Here is a 20777-nt window from a genome sequence, read left to right on the forward strand (position 1 = left end):
AAATTCACCGCTCTCCGGACGGTCGCTTCTTGACGCGCCGTCTCATCGTCTTCCGTCTCACCCCAGCCAGTTTCCTGCCGAAAACAGGCTGCCGCATGGCCAGTGCCGCCCGTGCAGCGGGCTCGTCACGCGCGAAGGCGATCAGCAGACCGATGGCGAACATCGTCGGCAGCAGGGCGGAGCCCCCGAAGGAGAACAGCGGCAGCGGGACACCGGCGATCGGCAACAGACCGAGCACCGCACCGATGTTGATCACGGCCTGGGCCGTGATCCAGGTGGTCACGCCTCCCGCTGCGTACCTCACGAAGGGATCCTCCGTGCGTCCGGCCACGCGGATACCCGCATAGCCTAGAGCCGCGAAGAGGGCGAGCACCGACAGCGTCCCCGCAAGCCCCAGTTCCTCCCCGGTGATGGCGAAGATGAAGTCGGTGTGCGGTTCAGGGAGTTCACCCCATTTTTCCATACTGGCGCCCAGTCCCGAACCGAAGAATCCGCCGGAGGCCAGCGCATAGATGCCGTGCACGGCCTGCCAGCACTGGTCCTGCGGCCCGGGGTCGGTCGCGCCGATGCAGGCGAGCCGGGCCATCCGGTTGGCGCTGGTCTTGATCAGCAGCGCCCCTATGACGACGGCCGCGCCGAGCACACCCACGAAGAGCCGGGTGGGGGCGCCGGCCAGCCACAGCAGGCCGAACAGGATCGCGGTCAGGATGATCGCGGTGCCCATGTCGCCGCCCAGCATGATCAGACCGAGCAGCAGGAAGGCCATCGGGATCAGCGGCACCAGCAGGTGCTTCCACTGGGCGAGCAGTTTCTTGTCCTGTTTGCGCGCCAGCAGGTCGGCGCCCCACAGGACCAGCGCCAGCTTGCCGAACTCGCTGGGCTGCATCTGGAAGGGGCCGCCCAGGTTGATCCAGTTCTGGTTGCCGTTGACCGCGACCCCTATCCCGGGGATCTGCACCAGGGTCATCAGGAAGACCGAGACGGCCAGCAGCGGATACGCCAGCGTGCGGTGCAGCCGGACCGTCATCCGGGCCGCCACCAGCATCAGGATGCCGCCGAGCACCGCCGCGAACAGTTGCTTGCGGAAGAAGTACGTCGGTGCCAGACCGAGCTGGAGAGCCTTGATCTGGGAGGCCGAGTAGACCATCACCAGGCCGAGCACGGTGATCAGCAGGCTGCCGCCGACCACCAGGTAGTAGGCGGTCAGCGGCCGGTCCCAGGCCCGGCGGACCTGGGTGTACAGGCCGCGCGGGTTACGGGGGGCGCCGCCGCGCGGCAGGCGCGGGCCGGGGCGCCGTGCCGGGCGCGGCGGCGCGGCCTTCGCCGATCGGGCCGTCATCCTCGTCCCCTCCACGGGTGCGCTGCGCCGTGCGTCCTCGACGGCGGCGGGGACGTACGGACTACTGTTCCTGTGCGGCCAGCGAGCGGACCGCGTCGGCGAAGGCTTCGCCCCGCTTGTTGTAGTTCAGGTACATGTCCATCGAGGCGCAGGCCGGGGCCAGCAGGACCGTATCGCCCGGCCGGGCCAGGCGCGCTGCCTCCCGTACGGCTTCGGACATCGCCCCAGTGTCGGTCCGGTCGAGGTCGACCACCGGGACATCCGGGGCGTGTCGCGCCAGGGCCTCCCGAATGAGCGCCCGGTCGGCGCCGATGAGGACCGCGCCGCGCAGCCGCCCGGCGGACTTCCGGACCAGTTCGTCGAAGGTGGCGCCCTTGGCCAGGCCGCCGGCGATCCAGACGATGTGCTCGTACGCCGCCAACGACGCCTCGGTGGCGTGGGTGTTGGTGGCCTTGGAGTCGTCGACGTACGCGACCCCGGAGACGTCCGCGACGTGCTCGATGCGGTGCGCGTCCGGGTGGAAGGCGCGCAGGCCGTCGCGTACGGACCGGGGGCTGACGCCGAAGGCGCGGGCCAGGGCCGCCGCGGCGAGCGCGTTGGCGATGTTGTGCGGGGCCGCGGGCGTCACGTCCGAGACCTCGGCCAGCTCCTGTGCCTGCTTCTGCCGGTTCTCGACGAAGGCCCGGTCGACGAGGATGCCCTCGACGACGCCGAGCTGGGAGGGGCCCGGGGTGCCGAGGGTGAAGCCGATGGCGCGGCAGCCCTCCTCGACGTCGGCCTCCCGCACCAGGTCCTCGGTCACCTGGTCGGCGACGTTGTAGACGCAGGCCACGGTGTTGCCCTCGTAGATCCGGCCCTTGTCGGCGGCGTACGCCTCCATGGAGCCGTGCCAGTCGAGGTGGTCCGGGGCGAGGTTGAGGACCGCCGCGGAGTGGGCGCGTACGGAGGGCGCCCAGTGCAACTGGTAGCTGGAGAGCTCGACGGCGAGAACGTCATAAGTACCGGACGGCTCCAGCACCACGTCCACCAGCGGCACCCCGATGTTGCCGACGGCCGCGGTACGCAGCCCCTCGGCCTCCAGGATGGCGGCCAGCATCCGTACGGTCGTGGTCTTGCCGTTGGTGCCGGTGATCGCGAGCCAGGGCGGGGAGTCCGGGCCGCGCATCCGCCAGGCCAGCTCCACGTCGCCCCACACGGGGACGCCGGCCGCCTCGGCGGCCCGGAAGAGCGGGCTGGCGGGCTTCCAGCCGGGGGTGGTGACGACGAGGTCGGTGCCCTCGGGGAGCGTGTCGCCGTCGCCGAGGCGGACGGTGATGCCCAGCTCCTCCAGCGGCGCCGCCTGAGCCCGTTCCCGCTCGCCGTCACTGCCGTTGACGACGGTGACGACGGCGCCGAGGCCGGCCAGGGCGCGGGCGGCGGGAACGCCGCTCACGCCGAGACCGGCCACGGTCACGTGCTGTCCGGCGAGGTCGAGGCCGGTCACTTGGCGGCCTGCCAGCCGCCGTAGAAGAGGCCCAGGCCGACGATCACGCACATGCCCTGGATGATCCAGAACCGGACCACGACAAGGACTTCGGACCACCCCTTGAGTTCGAAGTGGTGCTGTAGTGGCGCCATCCGGAAGACCCGCTTGCCGGTGAGCCGGAAGGACCCGACCTGGATGACCACGGACATGGTGATCAGGACGAAGAGGCCGCCCAGGACGGCCATCAGCAGCTCCGTGCGGGAGCAGATGGCCAGACCGGCCAGCGCGCCGCCCAGGGCCAGCGAACCGGTGTCACCCATGAAGATCTTCGCGGGCGAGGTGTTCCACCACAGGAAGCCGAAGCAGGCACCCATCAGGGCGGAGGCGACGACCGCGAGGTCGAGCGGATCGCGTACCTCGTAACAGGCGGGCCCGGCGCTGATCGCGTTGGCGCAGGACTCCTGGTACTGCCAGATGCCGATGAAGGTGTACGCGCCGAAGACCATCACCGAGGCGCCGGTGGCCAGGCCGTCGAGGCCGTCGGTGAGGTTCACGCCGTTGGACATCGCCAGGATCATGAACAGTGCCCAGATGACGAAGAGCACCGGGCCGATCTGCCAGCCGAAGTCCTGGGTGAAGGACAGCCGGTCGGAGGCCGGGGTCTGGCCGCGCAGGTCGGCGAACTGGAGCGAGAGCACCGCGAAGGCGATGCCGACGATCAGCTGGCCGGCCATCTTCGCCTTGGCCCGCAGGCCCAGCGAACGCTGCTTGACGATCTTGATGTAGTCGTCGAGGAAGCCCACCAGGCCCATGCCGGCCATCAGGAACAGCACCAGCACACCGGAGAAACTCGGGTTGCTGCTGGTGATGACCTTGGTCAGCGCGTAGGCGATGAGCGTGGCCAGGATGAAGGCGATGCCGCCCATGGTGGGCGTACCGCGCTTGCTGTGGTGGTCGCGCGGGCCGTCGTCACGGATGAACTGCCCGTAGCCCTTCCTGGCCAGCAGCTTGATCAGCAGCGGGGTGCCGATCAGCGTCAGGAAGAGTCCGATCATTCCGGAGAAGAGGATCTGCTTCATCGGGTGGCGGCTCCGCCCTCGACACCGGCGTCGCCCAGCAATGCCGCGGCGACCCGTTCCAGGCCGACCGACCTGGACGCCTTCACCAGCACGACGTCACCCGGCCGCAGCTCGCTGCGCAACAGGTCGATCGCCGCCTGCGCGTCGGACACGTGCACCGACTCCTCACCCCACGAACCCTCGTTCTTGGCGCCCATGTCGAGCCAGGCCGCTTCCCTGCCGCCGACCGCCACGAGCTTGCTGACGTTGAGCCGGACGACCAGGCGCCCGACCGCGTCGTGTTCGGCGAGTGACTCCCCGCCGAGCTCGGCCATCTCACCGAGCACCGCCCACGTACGGCCTCCCGTTTCCTTGGAGGCTTCGCCCATCGCCACGAGCGCGCGGAGCGCCGCCCGCGTGGATTCCGGGTTCGCGTTGTAGGCGTCGTTGACGACCGTCACACCGTCCGCGCGCTCGGTGACCTCCATCCGCCAGCGGGAGAGCGTGCCGGCTTCGGAGAGCGCGACGGCGATCTCGTCCACGGGCATGCCCAACTCATGGGCGACGGCGGCCGCGGCAAGCGCGTTCGACACGTGGTGCTCACCGTACAGCCGCATGGTCACGTCGCTGCACCCGGAGGGTGTGTGAAGCGTGAAGGCGGGCTGCCCGAGCGCCGTGAGCCGGACGTTCTCGGCCCGCACGTCGGCCTCGGCGGACTCGCCGAAGAAGATCGTACGGGCCTTCGTACGGGAGGCCATGGCGCGTACGTACGGGTCGTCGGCGTTGAGCACGGCGACGCCGCCCTCGTCCGCGGTGGGCAGCGCCTCGACCAGCTCGCCCTTGGCCTGCGCGATCTGCTCGCGGCCGCCGAACTCGCCGATGTGCGCGGAGCCCACGTTGAGGACCACGCCGATGCGCGGCGGGACCAGCTCCGCGAGGTAGCGGATGTGGCCGACGCCGCGGGCGCCCATCTCCAGGACGAGGAACTTCGTGCCGTCGTCCGCGCGCAGCGCGGTCACCGGCAGCCCGATCTCGTTGTTGAGGTTGCCCACCGGGCACACGGTCGGCCCCCGGCGGGCCAGGAGCTGGCCGATGAGGTCCTTGGTGCTGGTCTTGCCGGCCGAGCCGGTGAGCCCGACGACGCAGGCGCCGAGCCGGCCGACGACGGCGCGGGCCAGCGCCCCGAGGGCGGCGACCACGTCGTCCACGACGATCGCGGGGACGCCGACGGGACGGGCGGCCAGGACCGCCGCCGCGCCCGCCTCGACGGCGCGTGCGGCGTAGTCGTGGCCGTCCACGCGTTCGCCGGCGAAGGCCGCGAAGAGGCTGCCGGGGCACACCTCACGGGAGTCGAACACGACCGGGCCGGTGACCTGGGCCTCCGGGTCCGGTATGTCGTGCTGCTGCCCGCCGACGATGGTCGCGATCTCGGCGAGGGACAGGGAGATCACTTCTCACCCCCGGCCGTGGGCAGGTCGTGCCGTTCGAAGGGTTTTGCGCGCATGGCGGTGTGTCATCCCTGGTGGTTCGGCTGCTGCGAGTTCAACGAAGCCTCGATGGCCTCGCGCAGCACCTGACGGTCGTCGAAGGAGCGGACCACTCCGGCGATGTCCTGGCCCTGCTCGTGGCCCTTGCCCGCGACGATCACGGTGTCGCCGGGCTCGGCGCGGGCGACGGCGGCCGCGATGGCGGTGGCCCGCTCCTCCTCGACCAGCACGGTGCCGCGCTCGTGGACGGGCACCTCGGCGGCGCCCGCCAGCATGGTGGCGAGGATCGCGAGGGGGTCCTCGCCACGGGGGTTGTCGGAGGTCAGTACGGCGGTGTCGGCGAGGCGGGCGACCGCCGCGCCCATCGGCTTGCGCTTGTGCGGGTCGCGGTCGCCGCCGCAGCCCAGCACGGCGTGGATACGGCCCCCGGTGACCTTGCGCAGGGCGCGCAGGACCGATTCGACCGCGTCGGTCTTGTGGGCGTAGTCCACGACCGCGAGATAGTCTTGGCCCACGTCGACGCGCTCCAGGCGGCCGGGGACGCCGGGCACCGCGGCGACGCCGTCGGCGGCGGTCTGCGGGTCCACACCGGCCACGACGAGCGCCGTGACGGCCGCGAGCGCGTTGGCGACGTTGAACGGGCCCGGGATGGGCGAGGCGGCCCGTACGGACACGCCGTCGGGGCCCAGCACGGTGAAGGTGGAGCCGAGCGTGCCGACCTCGACGTCGGCGGCGCGCCAGTCGGCGTCCGGGTGGCCCTCGGCGGAGAACGTGGTGACCGGCACCTCGGACTCGCCGGCGGCCAGCCGCTTGCCGTACTCGTCGTCCAGGTTGACCACGCCGGCCTTGCTGCGCGCCTTGGTGAACAGTTGCGCCTTGGCCTGGAAGTAGTCCTCCATCCCGGAGTGGAACTCCATGTGCTCCGGGCTGAGGTTGTTGAAGATCGCGACGTCGAAGACGCAGCCGTCGACGCGGCCGAGGACCAGCGCGTGGCTGGAGACCTCCATCGTCACCGCCCGCACGTCGCGCTCGCGCATGACGGCGAACAGTGCCTGGAGGTCGGTGGCCTCGGGCGTGGTGCGCTCCGACTTCAGGCGCTCGTCGCCGATCCGGGACTCGACCGTACCGATCAGGCCCGTCAGGCCCGCCCGGCGCCCGCCGCCGTCCCCCGGCAGAGCCGCTGCGCGCCGCTCCTCCCGGGCGGCCCTCTCGGCCGCGGCGCGCAGGCCGCCGTCGATGAGGTACGCGGTGGTGGTCTTGCCGGAGGTGCCGGTGATGCCGATCTGCAGGAGATCGCTGCCGGGGTCGCCGTAGATCGAGACGGCGAGCGCCCCCATACGGGCCCGCGGCTCGTCCACGACCAGGACGGGCAGGCCCGTCGCGGCGGCGCGCTCGCGGCCCGCCGGGTCGGTCAGGACCGCCGCGGCACCGAGGTCGCGGGCCTGGTTGGCGAAGTCGGCGCCGTGGAAGCGGGCGCCGGGCAGCGCGGCGTAGACGTCGCCGGGGCGCACGGCCCGGGAGTCGTGCGTGATGCCGGTGACGACAGCGTCGGCGGCGTCCGCCGCGGCCGGCACCGAGGTGCCCAACTGCTCGGCGAGGTCCGCGAGGGGGGTGGCGCGGACCCGCTCTGGGCGGGGCGCTCCCGGAAACTTTCCGGGGGCGTCCTTCTGGGCGTGGTGGGACTGATCAGCGTGTGACACGGCGGTGAGCGTACCGGGCGCGGCGGCCTCGGGGCGAAGTGAGGGCCGCGAGCTGGAGCGGTTCCCGGGGTCGGGGGTGATGGTCGTCACGGCGGTGCTGCCTCGTTTTCATTCGCCTGGCTTGAAGGTGACGGGCAGGCGCGGGGGCTGGGCGCCGCTCGGCGGGACCTGGAGCGTCTTGAGCGCGAACTCCATGACCTGCTGGTAGATCGGGCCGCACACCTGGCCGCCGAAGTAGCTCCCCCTGGTCGGGTTCTGGACGGCGCAGTAGACGGTGACACGGGGCTGGTCGGCGGGCGCGAACCCGGCGAAGGAGGCGGTGTAGCCGTGGTAGCGGCCGGTTTTCGGGTCCACCCGGTTGGACGTGCCGGTCTTGCCGCCGACGCGGTACCCGTCGATCTTCGCCTTGGCGCCGGTGCCCTCCTTGTCGTCGACCACCGATTCGAGCATGGTGGCCAGCGTCCTGGCGGTCTTCTCGCTCACCACCCGGCTCTTGTGCGGCTGCGGCGCGGGCCGGTACCGGCCGTCCGGGCCCGTGGTGCCCCTTATGAGCGTGGGGGCGATGCGCTCGCCGCCGTTGGCGATGGCGGAGTAGACCGAGGCGGCCTGGACCGCGTTGAGCGACAGGCCCTGCCCGAAGGGGATCGTGTACTGCTGCGAGGTGCTCCACTTCTGCGGCGGGGCCAGCAGGCCCGGGGTCTCGCCGGGGAAGCCGAGTCCGGTGGGCTGTCCGAGGCCGAACTTGCGCAGGTAGGAGTAGAGCACCCGGTTGGCTTCCTGACGGGTCCTGCCGAGCTGTTCGGTGGCCAGGATCGTGCCGATGTTGCTGGATTTGGCCAGGACGCCGTTGAGGGTCAGGTGCCAGGTGGGGTGGTCGATGTCGTCCGAGAAGTTGCGGTCGCCGCGGTGCAGCCGGTTGGGGACGGTGACCCGGGTGGCGGGGGTCGCCGCGCCCTCTTCCAGGACGGCGGCCATCGACATGAGCTTGCTGGTGGAGCCGGGTTCGAAGGCGTCGGTGAGGGCGGCGTTGCCGAGCGCTTCCGGGTCGGCCTTCGAGATGTCGTTGGGGTCGAAGCCGGGGGCGTTGGCCAGGGCCAGGATCTCGCCGGTCTTCGTGTCCTGCACGACGACGTAGCCCCGGTCGGCCTGCGACGCGGCGACCTGCCGGGTGATGGCCTGCTGGGCCATCCACTGGATGTCGCGGTCCAGGGTCAGCTCGACGTCGGTGCCCGGCACGGCCGGGTGCTCCTGGGCGCCCGCGGTGGGCACCCGCCGCCCGCCGGACTGGGCGTAGACCAGCTTGCCGTCCTTGCCCGCCAGCTGCCGGTCGAGCCGGGCCTCCAGACCGCCGCCGCCCCGGCCCTCGCTGTTGACGAAGCCGAGCACCCCGGAGGCGAGGTCCTTGTTCGGGTAGACGCGCTTGCTGTGCTTGTCCGCGAAGATCCCGACCAGGACGTTGGGGCGGCGCTCGCTCTTGGGCTGCTCGGCCGCCTTGGCGTCCAGCTCCTTGCGCAGGTCCTTGATCTGCTTCCAGACCTGCGGGGTCTGCTGCCGGGACAGCCGTACGTAGCGGGAGCCGGGCGTGGCGAGCTTCTTGGCGAGGGCGGCCCGGTCCTCGTGGAGGATCGGCGCGAGCAGCGCGGCGGCCTGCCGCGGGGCGTCCTGGATCTTGATCTTGTCGGGCGCGAGCAGGCTGGGGTCGGCGGTGATGTCGTACGCGTCGACCGTGGTGGCCAGGTCCACGCCGTCCCGGTCGGTGATCGCGCCCCGCTCGGCGGCCAGCTTGACCGGAACGTACCGGTTGACGTTGGCCTTGGCCGCGTACGCGTCGGCGTCCACGGCCTGCACCTGGAACAGCCGGACGACGAAGACCAGCAGGATCAGCGCCAGGGCGAGGGAGACCAGGCGCAGCCGGGGGCGCGGGCTGCCCAGGCGCAGGGTGGGCGTGCGGGGGCGGGGGGCGCGCTTGGTGGTGGTGGGGCGCGCGGAGGCGGGACGGCTCTGGGCCGTCGCGCGCTGGGACCGGCCGCTCCCGCCGCTCTGGCCCGGGCCGCCACGGGCCTGGCCGGTGCGGCCGCCGGCCGGGGTGGGGCGGGGGACGCGGCGGCGGGGGTCCGGGGGGCTGGGCACCTTGGAGCCCGCGCCGGAGCCGGAGCCGGTACGGGAGCGGGCGCTGGAGGCCGGGCGTGCGCCGGAGTCGCTGCCGGTCTTGCGGGAGGACCGGGGAGCGGCCTTCGGTCCGGCGGGCTCGGGGCCGGAGATCTTGGGGTTCGGGGTCTTGGAGCCGGGCGCCTGGGGGCCGGAGGGCTTCGCCGCGGAGGATTTGGCGGGGCCGGTGGACTTGGCTCCGGTGGTCTTGGCGCCGGGGGGTTTGGGGCCGGAGGCCCTGGGCCCGGAGGCACGGGGGCCGGAACCTCTCGCACCGGAGCCGGAGCCGCTGCCGGATCGCGGGCCTTTGGGGTCGGTCATGCGACACCCTCCTCCGGTGCGGTCCTACGGGCGAGGGGGGCGCACCCGTAGGCGGGCAGGGGCGCGGCCCCGGGCAGGGCTTCGGCTGCGACTGCGACTGCGACTGCGACTGCGACTGCGACTGCGGGCAAGGCTGCGGCCCCGGGCAGGGCTTCGGCGTTCTCGTACGTCACGGGTCACCTGCCGGAAGTCGTCGGAGCGGAACCGGCTGCCGCGCCGGGGGCCGGGCGCACCGGTCCGGCCGCCCTCCGGCCGTCGGCCCCCGGGGCGCCGGGCAGAGGACGGCCGGGGGCGGTGAGAACGGGGAACGGGTGGTCGGGCAGCGGCTGGTCGGGCAGCCGCGCGCCCGGGGCGGCGGGAGCCGCGGACGGCTGCGGTCCGGCGGACGGCCGGGGCCCGGGGACCGGCGCGGCGGCGTGGCCCGGCGCCGTCCGGGGGCCCGGCACGGTGAACCGCGACGGGGTGCGCGCGCTCATCGGCCCCGTACCGCCCGGGGCCGCGCTCGGCTTGCCGCGTACCGTGCCGTCCGGCTCCAGGAACGCCGGGCTGCCGCCCGGGACCATGCCCAGCTCGCGGGCGCGCTCGTCCAGCGCGCCCGGCGCCGAGTAGGCGTCCACCTCCTGCTGGAGCGCCTGCTGCTCGTCCGTCAGCTCGTTGGTGCGCTTCTCCAGCTTGCTCAGCTCGAAGGAGCCCTGGTTGAGCGCGGAATTCAGCAGCAGCAGCGTGATCAGGCCGGAGCCGAGGAGCACGACCACGAGGAGCACGAACGGCGTACGCGCCGCCGTGCCCCCCGCTCCGGAGGCGAACAGGCCCGAGAGCCGTCCCGGCCCCGAGCGCGTGCGCCCCGGCCGGTTCACGCGATGTCCTCGCGGATGCGCTCGACGCCGCGCAGCCGGGCGGGGGCCGCACGCCGGTTCTCGGCGATCTCCTCCTCGGTCGGCAGCTCGGCGCCACGGGTGAGCAGCTTCAGACGCGGCTGGTACTGCTCGGGGACGACGGGCAGGCCGGGCGGCGCGGTGTTGGCCGCGCCCGCCGCGAAGACCTGCTTGACGATCCGGTCCTCCAGGGACTGGTACGACAGCACGGCGATCCGGCCGCCCACCGCGAGGGCCCGTACGGCGGCCGGCACGGCGCTCTCGACGGCGGCCAGTTCGGCGTTGACCTCGATGCGCAGCGCCTGGAACGTGCGCTTGGCGGGGTTGCCGCCGGTGCGCTTGGCGGCCTGCGGCAGGGCGTCGCGGATCAGCTCCACCAGGCGTGCGCTGCGGGTGAAGGGCTCCTTGGCGCGCTCCTTCACGACGGCCTCGACGATCCGCTTGGCCTGCTTCTCCTCGCCGTACGCGCGCAGGATGCGGACCAGCTCGCCGGGCGGGTAGGTGTTGAGGACCTCGGCGGCGCTCATGCCGGTCGTCTGGTCCATGCGCATGTCGAGCGGCGCGTCCTGCGCGTACGCGAAGCCGCGGTCGGCCTCGTCGAGCTGCATCGAGGAGACCCCGAGGTCGAACAGGACGCCCTGGACGCGCGGGACGCCGAGGCGGGCCAGGACCCGCGGCAGCTCGTCGTAGACGGCGTGCACGAGGGTGGCGCGGTCCCCGTAGGGCGCCAGGCGCTCCCCCGCCAGCTTCAGGGCCGCCGGGTCGCGGTCGAGGGCGATCAGACGTGCTGCCGGGAACGTGGCGAGCAGCGCCTCGCTGTGCCCTCCGAGGCCGAGCGTGCAGTCGACGACGACCGCGCCGGGCTCGGCGAGCGCGGGGGCGAGCATGTCCAGACACCGCTGGAGCATGACGGGTACGTGGCGATCGTTGCTGCTCATGCGCCTTCCGATGGGGTGGGCGGCAGGTGGGTCCCCCCGGCCGCTGGCTGGGGGAATGCCGCACGTACCGCTTGGTCCCCGCCCGCTCTGAAGGGGAAGTGGCCCTCCGACGACGGGGAAGTGCCGTCGGCGGACCGGTTGGAGCGGGAGGAGGCCGAGCCGTACGTGCAGATCGCACGCGAAAGATTCGGGATCCAAGGAGAGCGTCACGCCTCCCACTTCGCGCCACTTTAGTCCACTGCCGCGCGGGGTCAATCAACCGGTTCCGCGCGTCCCGCACCGCCCGTCCGGAGGTTTTCGACGCGTTTTCGAGCGGCCCCGGAGAGCCGTGGGACCCCCCGTCCCGAGGCCCGCGGCACGGGCGAAAAGGCCGCTTTCACCCGATCGGCGGCACCCCGCGGGGGCGTGTGGAAAACCTCACACGACGCCTCAGTGCCCCCTATGCCCGTCCCCACGTGCAGCCTTACCGGCCGATGCCCTTTACCGTGTTGCTATGTCGATACCTGCCTCGCAGCCGCTGCCCCCTTCCGCCGACAGCGCCGTGGCCCCCGCGGGCGGCACGGTCACCGACCGCCTCGTCGAGGCCAACAGGAAGTACGCCGCCGCCTTCACCGATCCCGGCATGGACGCCCGGCCCGTCCTCAAGGTCGCCGTCGTGGCGTGCATGGACGCGCGCCTCGACCTCCACGACGCGCTGGGCCTGGAGCTCGGCGACTGCCACACCATCCGCAACGCGGGCGGCGTCGTCACCGACGACATCATCCGCTCCCTGACGATCAGCCAGCGGGCGCTGGGCACCCGCTCGGTCGTCCTCATCCACCACACGGGCTGCGGGCTGCTCAGCCTGACCGAGGACTTCCGCCACGACCTGGCGGCCGAGGTCGGACAGCGCCCCAACTGGGCGGTCGAGGCGTTCAAGGACCTCGACGAGGACGTCCGGCAGTCCATGCAGCGGGTCCGGACCTCGCCGTTCCTGCTGCACACGGACGATGTGCGGGGATTCGTCTTCGATGTGACGACGGGTCTGCTGCGGGAGATCGACCCGCGGTAGGGACCAGCAATACGGGAAGTCCACGGCCGCGGGGCCCTGCTCCGCGGCCGTGGTGCCGTGTCCGGGACCGTGGTGGCGCGGCCCGTCGGGTGAGTTATCCACAGGCCATGACGCGAAGCGGCGTGGGCGGCGAGAATGCGTGAGTGACGTCGTCGCGGCCGTGCGGCCGGGGCGGCGCAGGGCGGGGAGGGCCGGTCCGTACGGAGGACGGGTGCCCGCAATGGGGTATCCCGCGCTCCCCGGAGCGCGGGGCAAGGCCGAGGAGGGCCGGGTGACGACCTATGACGAGCAGGCGAGCCTTGGAGGTCACCCCGCGCGGCCGGAGCCGGGCGCGCGGGGGGATCTGACCACCACGGCGGAGCGGGTCCGCAGGTCGGTGGAGGCCGTGATCGAGGGCAAGCCCGAGGTCGTACGGCTCTCGCTGACCGTGCTGCTCGCCGAGGGCCATCTGCTCATCGAGGACGTGCCGGGCGTGGGCAAGACGATGCTCGCCAAGGCGCTGGCCCGGTCCATCGACTGCTCGGTGCGGCGCATCCAGTTCACCCCCGACCTGCTGCCGTCGGACATCACCGGCGTGAGCGTCTACGACCAGCAGCGGCGGGACTTCGAGTTCAAGCCCGGCGCGGTCTTCGCCCAGATCGTGATCGGTGACGAGATCAACCGCGCCTCGCCCAAGACCCAGTCCGCGCTGCTGGAGTCGATGGAGGAGCGCCAGGTCACGATGGACGGGCAGACCTACGAGCTGCCCGCGCCCTTCATGGTCGTCGCCACCCAGAACCCGGTCGAGATGGAGGGCACCTACCCCCTTCCGGAGGCCCAGCGGGACCGTTTCATGGCGCGGGTCTCGATCGGGTACCCGAGCCCGGAGGCCGAGCTGCAGATGCTCGACGTGCACGGTGCCGCCTCGCCCCTGGAGGAGCTCCAGCCGGTCGCGCACGCCGACGAGATACTGAAGCTGATCGACGCGGTGCGCGCGGTCCACGTCGCCGCGCCGGTCCGCCGATACGCGGTGGACCTGGTGGCCGCCACCCGCAACCACCCCGAGCTGCGGCTGGGGGCCTCGCCGCGGGCGACGCTGCACCTGCTGCGCGCGGCGAAGGCGTCGGCGGCGCTGGCCGGCCGGGAGTACGCCCTCCCCGACGACGTGCAGGCGCTCGCGGTGGCGGTGCTGGCGCACCGGCTGCTGCCGACCGCTCAGGCCCAGTTGAACCGCCGTACGGCCGAGCAGGTCGTCGTCGAGATCCTGCGCCGTACGTCGGTCCCCGACCCCTCGGCACAGCAGTGGCCCCGACCGCACGCGCAGCAGCCGCCCGGCGCCCGGGGGTACTGATGGCGGGCGGGGGGACCGGGGAAGCTCCGGAGCCCGGCGGGCTGCGGGCCGCCTTCGCGGGGCTGACGACGCGCGGCCGGTCCTTCCTGGCGGCGGGTGTGGCCGCCGCCGTGTGCGCGTACGCCCTCGGGCAGACGGACCTGCTCCGGGTCGGGCTGCTGCTGGCCGCGCTGCCCCTGGTGTGCGCGTTCGTGCTGCACCGCACCCGCTACCGCGTCGCGGGAAGCCGGACCCTCTCCCCCGCCCGGGTGCCGGCCGCCGCCGAGTCGCGGGTGCTGCTGCGGGTGGAGAACGTCTCGCGGCTGCCCACCGGGGTGCTGATGCTCCAGGACCGGGTGCCGTACGTGCTCGGGCCGCGGCCCCGGTTCGTCCTGGACCGGGTGGAGGCGGGCGGCCGTCGCGAGGTGTCCTACCGGGTCCGCTCCGACCTGCGGGGACGGTATCCGCTGGGGCCGCTGCAGCTGCGGCTGTCCGACCCTTTCGGCATGTGCGAGCTGACCCGCTCCTTCAGCGACCAGGACACCCTGACGGTGGTGCCGAGGATCGAGCCGCTGCCGCCGGTGCGGCTCACCGGTGAGGCTTCCGGGTACGGCGACGGGCGGCAGCGGGCGCTCGCGCTGGCCGGCGAGGACGACGTCATCCCCCGCGGCTACCGCCACGGCGACGACCTGCGCCGTGTCCACTGGCGTTCCACCGCGCGCTACGGCGAGCTGATGGTCCGCCGGGAGGAACAGCCGCAGAAGGCGCGCTGCACGGTCCTCCTGGACACACGGCGCACGGCCCACCAGGGCTCCGGCCCGGACTCCGCGTTCGAATGGGCCGTGTCGGGCGCCGCGTCGACCGCGGTCCACCTGCTGGAGCGCGGCTTCTCGGTGCGCTTCCTGACCGACACGGGCACGTCCGTACCGGGCCCGGACGGGGCCGGCGGCTGGGCGGGCGGCACCGAGTCCGCCGACACCGCGGGGCTGCTGCTGGACACCCTCGCCGTGGTGGAGCACTCCGCCGAACCGGGCCTGGCCCGGGCGTACGACGTGCTGCGCGGCGGCAACGAAGGGCTGCTGGTCGCGTTCTTCGGCGACCTGGACGAGGAACAGGCCGCGGTGGCCGGGCGGATGCGGCAGCGCAGCGGGGCGGCGGTCGCGTTCGTCCTGGACGGCGACGCCTGGTCGCGGGGCGCGGACGGGCCGCGGGCCGGCACCGGCGAGGCCGGGCGGCCGCTCGCCGAGCGCCTGCGGATGCTCCGTGAAGCGGGCTGGAAGGCGTTGCCGGTGTCGCCGGGCGATGCGCTGACGGCACTGTGGCGGCAGGCGGACCAAGTGGCCGGCGTACGGCAAGGCCCCTCGGGTGGCGGCGGCCCGGCCACGGCGTACGGGCCTTCCGCCGGCCCCGGGTCCGCCGGGCCGGTCGCGGCACCGGGAAGCGGAGTGACGACATGAGCGGGCGGGCGCGGCTGACGGTGTGCGCGGCGGTGGCGACGCTGTCCGCGTCCAGTGCGCTGCTGCCGCTGGTGGAACCGGTCGGCTGGATGATGCAGGCGGCCGTCCTGCTGGTGATCGTGTCCGGCGCGGGCGCGCTGGCCCGCCGGGTACCGCTGGCACGGCCGCTGACCGTCGCGGCGCAGGCCGTGGTGGCACTGCTGCTGCTCACCGTGCTCTTCGCCAACGACCAGGCGATCGGCGGGGTGCTGCCGGGGCCCGACGCGTTCCGGGAACTCGGCGAACTGACGCAGGAGGGCGTCGCCGACGTCGGCCGCTACGCCATACCGGCGCCGGTGACGGCGGGCATCCGCCTGCTGCTGGTCGGCGGGGTGCTGCTGGTCGGCCTCGTGGTGGACACACTGGCCGTGACGTACCGCAGCGCGGCGCCCGCCGGGCTGCCGCTGCTCGCGCTGTATTCGGTGGCGGCGGGCCTCTCCCAGGGCGGCGCCGGCTGGCTGTGGTTCCTGATCGCGGGGGCCGGCTATCTGCTGCTGCTCCTGGCCGAGGGCCGGGACCGGCTCTCGCAGTGGGGCCGGGTGTTCGGCGGCCGGGCCCCTGGCGTCGGACGGCCACCGGTCGCCAAGGGGCAGAGCTATGCCTCCGCCGGGGGCGGCCCGGCGTACGCCCCGGTCCGTACGGGCCGCCGGATCGGCGCGCTGGTGCTGGGCGTCGCCCTGGTGGTGCCCGCGGTGCTGCCGTCCCTCGGCGGCGGGCTGCTGGGCCCGGCCGTGGCCGGCCGCGGGACGGGCGGCGGCGGCACGATCTCCGCGGTGAACCCGCTGGTCTCCCTGCAGAACAGCCTGAACCAGCCGGAGGACCGGCAGGTCCTCAACTACCGCACCACCGCTTCGGACACCCGTGACCTGTATCTGCGGATCGTCGCGCTCGACCAGTTCGACGGTACGGCGTGGAAGCCGTCCGAGCGCGCCGTCAAGGACGTGCCCGACCGGCTGCCCGACCCTACGGGGCTGAGCCCGACGGTGGATGTCACCACCGTCAACACCTCCGTCTCCGCCGCTCCTTGGTACGCGCAGAACTGGCTGCCGCTGCCCTACCCCGCCTCCCGCGTGGACATCGCCGGCCGCTGGCGTTTCGAACCGGAGGGCCGCACGCTGGTCGGCGACCGCGGGCAGAACACCCGTGGTGTGCAGTACCAGGTCGAGAGCCTGCTCGTGCGGCCCACCGCACGGCAACTGGACACCGCGCCCGCGCCGCCCGCCGAACTGACGCGGGAATACACGAAGGTGCCGGACTCGCTGCCCCCGGTGGTGCGCGAGACCGCGCGGCGGGTGACGCGGGACGCCGGGTCGGCGTACGACAAGGCGGTCCGCCTCCAGGACTGGTTCTCGCTCGACGGCGGCTTCACCTACAACACGGAGGTGCGGGCCGGCAGCGGCACGGAGGCCATCGCCCGGTTCCTGGAGCAGAAGGAGGGTTTCTGCGTGCACTTCGCCTTCTCGATGGCGGCGATGGCACGCACGCTGGGCATACCGGCCCGGGTCGCGGTCGGGTTCACCCCCGGCACCCGGCAGAGCGACGGATCGACCTCGGTGGGCCTCAAGGACGCGCACGCGTGGCCCGAGCTGTACTTCGAGGGGACGGGGTGGACGCGCTTCGAGCCGACGCCGAGCCGTGGCACGCCGCCCGACTACACCCTCGCGGACACCCCGTCCACCGGCGGGACGAGCGCCCCGGCGCCGCAGCCGTCGCGTTCGGCGGCGGCGCCCGTGGGGCCGTCGCCCTCGCAGAGCTGCGCTCCTGCCGAGCGGCGCGTGGGCCCCTGCTGGACACCGCCCGCGCAGTCGACGAGCGGCCCGGCGGACGACGGGCCCTCGCCCTGGGCGGTCACGGCCGTCGGCGTTGGCGCGGTGGTCCTGCTCCTGGTGCCGGTACTGCCGCTGCTGTGGCGGCTGCGGGTCCGCTCGCGACGTCTGCGCGGCGGCCGCCCGGGTCAGGACGGCCCGGCCGGGGCGTTCACGGCCCGTGCGGAGGCGGTCGACGCCGCCTCCCGGGGTCACGGCGGGCCACCGGAGCCGCAGGGCAGCGCGCGCCCCGGGCCGTACGGCACCGCCCGTACGCTCGCGGCCTGGCGGGAACTGGTCGACTCCGGCTGGGACTACGGCATCCTGCCGGACGAGTCCCTGACCCCGCGCAAGGCGGCGGAGCGCATCGTACGCCTAGGTGAGCTGGACGGCACGGCGGCGGCAGCGGCCCGTCGCGTCGCGGCCTCGGTGGAACAGGTCCTCTACGCGCCGGACCCGCGTCCGGCAGCCGGCCTCGCCGACGAGGTGCAGCGCGTCCGCGCCGGCCTACGAGACGGCGCCTCCCACCGCCTGCGCCTACGCGCCCTGCTGGCGCCCCGCTCGGCCGCCCGGGCCCTGTGGACCCTCTCGTCCCGCTGGTCCGCCTTCGTGACCCGCTGCACAACAAGCCCACCGGCCACGGCGGCGCGCCGCGCGGCAGGCGCGGTGGGGCTCTCAAGGGGCAGGCCGTAGTCCCGGCCATCAGGTGAGGGAAATGAGGCCGTCTCCCCCCTCACGGTCGCAAAGAGCAACAACGGCCTGGGCCCGCCGTCGGACCGAATCTCCGTCCGGACTACGGACAGCTCGACGGTGACGCGGGCCCGGGCCCTCCAGACTCCGTCCTCCGGTCCCGAACCCTCCCGTACGCGTTCGGCCACCGCGGCGTGGATGGGAGGACGTCTGCCCCAACCGGCCGACGGTCGCCATACGGCGGGGAGGGGGCGGACCGTAGGACGAAGTCTGGAGGCCCGGCCCCGTGTCCGGGCTGCGGCGGCGCCACCCGACACGGCCTGCCAGTCGGCCACGGACTCCGGCCCGCCGTCGGGCACCGAAACGCCGCCGGACCGCGGGCAGCTCGACCGTGGCGCGGGCCCGGGCCCTACAGACTTCGTCCTCCGGTCCCGCACCCTCCCGTACACGTTCGGCTATCACGGCGCAGGTGGGAGGACGCCTGCCCCCACCGGCCCGTTCGTCGCCATACCGCGGGAGGGGGCGGGCCGTAGGACGGAGTCCGGAGGACCGCTCCCGTGACCGGACCGAAGAGAGCGCCACCCGGCACAGACAGCCAGTCGGCCACGGAGCCCGGTCGCCGTCGGGCACCGAAACTCCGTCCGGACTACGGGCAACTCGACCGTGGCGCGGGCCCGGGCCCTACAGACTTCGTCCTCCGGTCCCGCACCCTCCCGTACACGTTCGGCTATCACGGCGCAGGTGGGAGGACGCCTGCCCCCACCGGCCGACAGTCGCCGTACAACAGGAGGGGGCGGGCCGTAGGACGGAGTCCGGAGGACCGGGCCCGTACTCGGCTGCGGGAGCGTGGCTACCGGCCGGGCGCGGGCCGCTCGGCTCGGTGCGGGCGCTGGGCGCACGAAAAGCGGCCGTCCGGGTTCGGACGGCCGCATCGTGAGGCGGGGACGCGGACGAGGAGGAAGTCCGCGGGGTGTTTCAGTGGCCCTGTTCGTCGCGGCGGCGCTGCCAGCGGCTCTCGATCCGGTCCATCATCGATCGGCGCTGCCTGGCCTGACGACGGGCCGAGGTGCCGCCGGAGCCGCCGGGTCCCGCGCGGCCGCCAGTCGTGGCCTGCTGCTCGCCCGGCTTGGGGGCCTTGCGCCATCCGGTGACCGCGAGCACCGCGCAGCCCAGCATGACAAGGAAGCCCACCACGCTGACCCAGATCTGCTGTGCGACCATTCCGGCCATGAGGAGCGCGATACCTACCAGGAAGCCCGCGACCGCTTGGTAGACCCGTCGCCGGGTGTACGTACGCAGCCCGCTTCCCTCAAGCGCTGTCGCGAACTTGGGATCTTCGGCGTACAGCGCTCGCTCCATTTGCTCGAGCATTCGCTGCTCGTGCTCCGAGAGCGGCACGGAGTCCTCCTACTCGTCGGTCGCGGGGGCGACCGGGTGCGACCCTTTCAGGATAGGCAGGGAATCGCCCCCGTGAAACCCGCCCCTCTACGCCAATTCACTGTCCGGGCCGCCACGGCGGTCGGTGGTGCTTGCAGGCTGCATTCCCCACCCTCCGATCCGTCATGCCGGACGCTGTACCCCGATCATACGGGGCGAAGCGGCTGATCGGGTGGCCTGTGGCCGACTGCACGTGCGGGAAAGCGGGCCGGCGGTGTCAGCCGCGCTCGGCGAGGACGTGCAGCTGGGTGGCGACCGAGTGGAAGGCGGGCTGCTCGGCGGCGGCTGCCTCCAGTTTGAGCAGGGCGTCCATGGCGCCGGGCTCGGTGTCCACGAGCACGCCGGGCACCAGGTCGGCGAAGACCCGTACGCCGTGCACGGCGCCGACCCGCAGGCCGGTGTCCGCGACCAGCTCGGTGAGCTGCTCGGCGGTGAAGCGCCGGGGCACCGGGTCGCCGTCGCCCCAGCGGCCCGCCGGGTCCGACAGGGCGTTCTTGGCCTCGGTGAAGTGGCCCGCCAGGGCGCGGGCGAGGACGGCGCCGCCGAGTCCGGCCGCGAGCAGGCTCAGGGTGCCGGCCGGGCGCAGCGCGCCGACGGCGTTGCGCACGCCCTCGGCCGGGTCGTCGACGTACTCCAGTACGCCGTGGCAGAGCACCGCGTCGTAGCCGCCGGGCTCGACCACGTCGAACAGTCCGTGGGCGTCACCCTGCACCGCGCGCACCCGGTCGGCGACGCCCGCCTCGGCGGCCCGCCGCTCCAGGGCGAACAGGGCGTTGGGGCTGGGGTCCACCACCGTGACGCGGTGTCCCAGACGCGCGACCGGCACGGCGAAGTTGCCCGTGCCGCCGCCGGTGTCCAGGACGTCGAGGGCGTCCCGCCCGGCGGCTTCGGCCCGGTGCTCCAGGGCGTCTTTGAGAACCTCCCAGACCACGGCGGTACGAAGGGATGCGCGCGGGCGCAGCGGGTCAGACACGGCGGGTGGCTCCTCGGCGGGGGCATGAACTGATGGGTACCACCCTAATGGGACCTGCGAGGACGGCCCGGCAGCCCCGCTGCCGCCCGCCCCTCCTCCTCACCCCGCCCGCTGCGAGGGCAGTACCGGCTGGAGGAGCAGCATCCGTTCCACCAGACGCAGGAACATCGCCACGTCGCGGATCAGGTCGTCAGCGTCGCGCGGGCCGGCCGCGCCGGCTATGCCCGCCTCGGCCCGGGCGCGGCGCTGGGCTCCGGAGGCGAACAGCGCGCTCCACTCGGCGAGTTCGGGAGCGACCTCGGGCAGGACCTCCCAGGCGCTGCGGATGCGCTGCCGGCGGCGGAGGCTGGTCTCCGGGCGGCCGCGCACGGCGAGGACGGCGGCGGCCGTACGCAGCGCGGCGAGGTGGGCGGTGGCGTAGCGCTCGTTGGGGGTTTCCAGGCTGCGGGCCTCGTCGACGCCGCGCTGCGCCTGGGCGAGCAGGTCGAGGGCGGCGGGCGGCGCGGCCGCCCGGCGCAGGACGGGGTGGACATCGCCCGGAGGGCCGTACGCCGCGGAGCTGCCCGCGGCCGAACTGGCTGCCATGACGAACCTCCTGTCGTCGCATGACGGTTCAGGACCGTTATGGGGCCATCGTGCGGCACACCACTGACAATCGGCTCTGACCTGCTCTTTCCCCGGAAGA

15 protein-coding genes are annotated in these 20777 nt (G+C 73.5%); 4 read left to right on the forward strand and 11 right to left on the reverse strand.

Going from position 1 to position 20777, the window contains the following annotated elements; all coding sequences use genetic code 11:
- Positions 1-4 precede the first annotated feature (4 nt).
- The 8 genes from ftsW to rsmH all read right to left on the reverse strand — a co-directional run bounded on the left by ftsW (position 5) and on the right by rsmH (position 11331).
- Positions 5-1339 carry a putative lipid II flippase FtsW gene (ftsW, locus tag ACZ4QV_RS24635; RefSeq protein WP_361142919.1) on the reverse strand — a complete coding sequence of 445 codons (1335 nt, stop codon included), beginning with the start codon at positions 1337-1339 and terminating at the stop codon, positions 5-7.
- Between the two features lie 61 nt (positions 1340-1400).
- Positions 1401-2822, reverse strand: coding sequence for a UDP-N-acetylmuramoyl-L-alanine--D-glutamate ligase (gene murD, locus ACZ4QV_RS24640; RefSeq protein ID WP_361142921.1), 1422 nt, complete (start codon positions 2820-2822; stop codon positions 1401-1403).
- Positions 2819-3883, reverse strand: a complete 1065-nt coding sequence (mraY, locus tag ACZ4QV_RS24645; RefSeq protein ID WP_030024670.1) for a phospho-N-acetylmuramoyl-pentapeptide-transferase — start codon at positions 3881-3883, stop codon at positions 2819-2821. Before mraY ends, murD begins: the two co-directional genes overlap by 4 nt.
- Entirely contained in the window at positions 3880-5313 is a 1434-nt protein-coding gene (locus ACZ4QV_RS24650) for a UDP-N-acetylmuramoyl-tripeptide--D-alanyl-D-alanine ligase (RefSeq protein ID WP_361142925.1), read from the reverse strand. The genes mraY and ACZ4QV_RS24650 overlap by 4 nt, the downstream gene beginning before the upstream one ends.
- 62 nt (positions 5314-5375) lie before the next feature.
- Positions 5376-7139 carry a Mur ligase family protein gene (locus tag ACZ4QV_RS24655; protein WP_361142928.1) on the reverse strand — a complete coding sequence of 588 codons (1764 nt, stop codon included), beginning with the start codon at positions 7137-7139 and terminating at the stop codon, positions 5376-5378.
- Positions 7140-7157: 18 nt separating this feature from the next.
- The gene (locus ACZ4QV_RS24660; RefSeq protein WP_467763448.1) at positions 7158-9179 is read right to left on the reverse strand and encodes a peptidoglycan D,D-transpeptidase FtsI family protein; all 2022 of its coding nucleotides are present in this window, start codon (positions 9177-9179) and stop codon (positions 7158-7160) included.
- A 515-nt stretch (positions 9180-9694) separates the two neighbouring features.
- Entirely contained in the window at positions 9695-10375 is a 681-nt protein-coding gene (gene ftsL, locus ACZ4QV_RS24665) for a cell division protein FtsL (RefSeq protein ID WP_467763409.1), read from the reverse strand.
- A complete protein-coding gene (gene rsmH, locus ACZ4QV_RS24670; RefSeq protein WP_361142933.1) occupies positions 10372-11331 on the reverse strand; it encodes a 16S rRNA (cytosine(1402)-N(4))-methyltransferase RsmH in 960 nt (319 codons plus the stop codon). The genes ftsL and rsmH overlap by 4 nt, the downstream gene beginning before the upstream one ends.
- A gap of 493 nt (positions 11332-11824) precedes the next feature.
- Between rsmH and ACZ4QV_RS24675 the strand changes: the two genes are divergently transcribed.
- From ACZ4QV_RS24675 to ACZ4QV_RS24690, 4 genes are all read left to right on the forward strand, one after another.
- Positions 11825-12382, forward strand: coding sequence for a beta-class carbonic anhydrase (locus tag ACZ4QV_RS24675; protein ID WP_361142936.1), 558 nt, complete (start codon positions 11825-11827; stop codon positions 12380-12382).
- Between the two features lie 271 nt (positions 12383-12653).
- Positions 12654-13712, forward strand: coding sequence for an AAA family ATPase (locus ACZ4QV_RS24680; RefSeq protein WP_361142939.1), 1059 nt, complete (start codon positions 12654-12656; stop codon positions 13710-13712).
- Positions 13712-15148, forward strand: coding sequence for a DUF58 domain-containing protein (locus ACZ4QV_RS24685; RefSeq protein WP_361142942.1), 1437 nt, complete (start codon positions 13712-13714; stop codon positions 15146-15148). The genes ACZ4QV_RS24680 and ACZ4QV_RS24685 overlap by 1 nt, the downstream gene beginning before the upstream one ends.
- On the forward strand, positions 15145-17685 hold the full coding sequence (locus tag ACZ4QV_RS24690; protein ID WP_467763410.1) for a transglutaminase TgpA family protein: 2541 nt from the start codon (positions 15145-15147) through the stop codon (positions 17683-17685). The genes ACZ4QV_RS24685 and ACZ4QV_RS24690 overlap by 4 nt, the downstream gene beginning before the upstream one ends.
- Positions 17686-18657: 972 nt before the next feature.
- Here ACZ4QV_RS24690 and ACZ4QV_RS24695 read toward each other — a convergent pair.
- From ACZ4QV_RS24695 to ACZ4QV_RS24705, 3 genes are all read right to left on the reverse strand, one after another.
- Positions 18658-19080 (reverse strand): DUF3040 domain-containing protein, encoded by a 423-nt coding sequence (locus tag ACZ4QV_RS24695; protein ID WP_361142949.1) that lies wholly within the window; start codon positions 19078-19080, stop codon positions 18658-18660.
- A gap of 256 nt (positions 19081-19336) precedes the next feature.
- Positions 19337-20092: a methyltransferase gene (locus tag ACZ4QV_RS24700; protein WP_361142952.1), complete on the reverse strand. Its 756-nt coding sequence runs from the start codon at positions 20090-20092 to the stop codon at positions 19337-19339.
- A 99-nt stretch (positions 20093-20191) separates the two neighbouring features.
- On the reverse strand, positions 20192-20677 hold the full coding sequence (locus ACZ4QV_RS24705; protein WP_361142955.1) for an SAV_6107 family HEPN domain-containing protein: 486 nt from the start codon (positions 20675-20677) through the stop codon (positions 20192-20194).
- Positions 20678-20777: the final 100 nt, after the last annotated feature.

The organism is Streptomyces sp. NPDC026394, assembly GCF_055567735.1.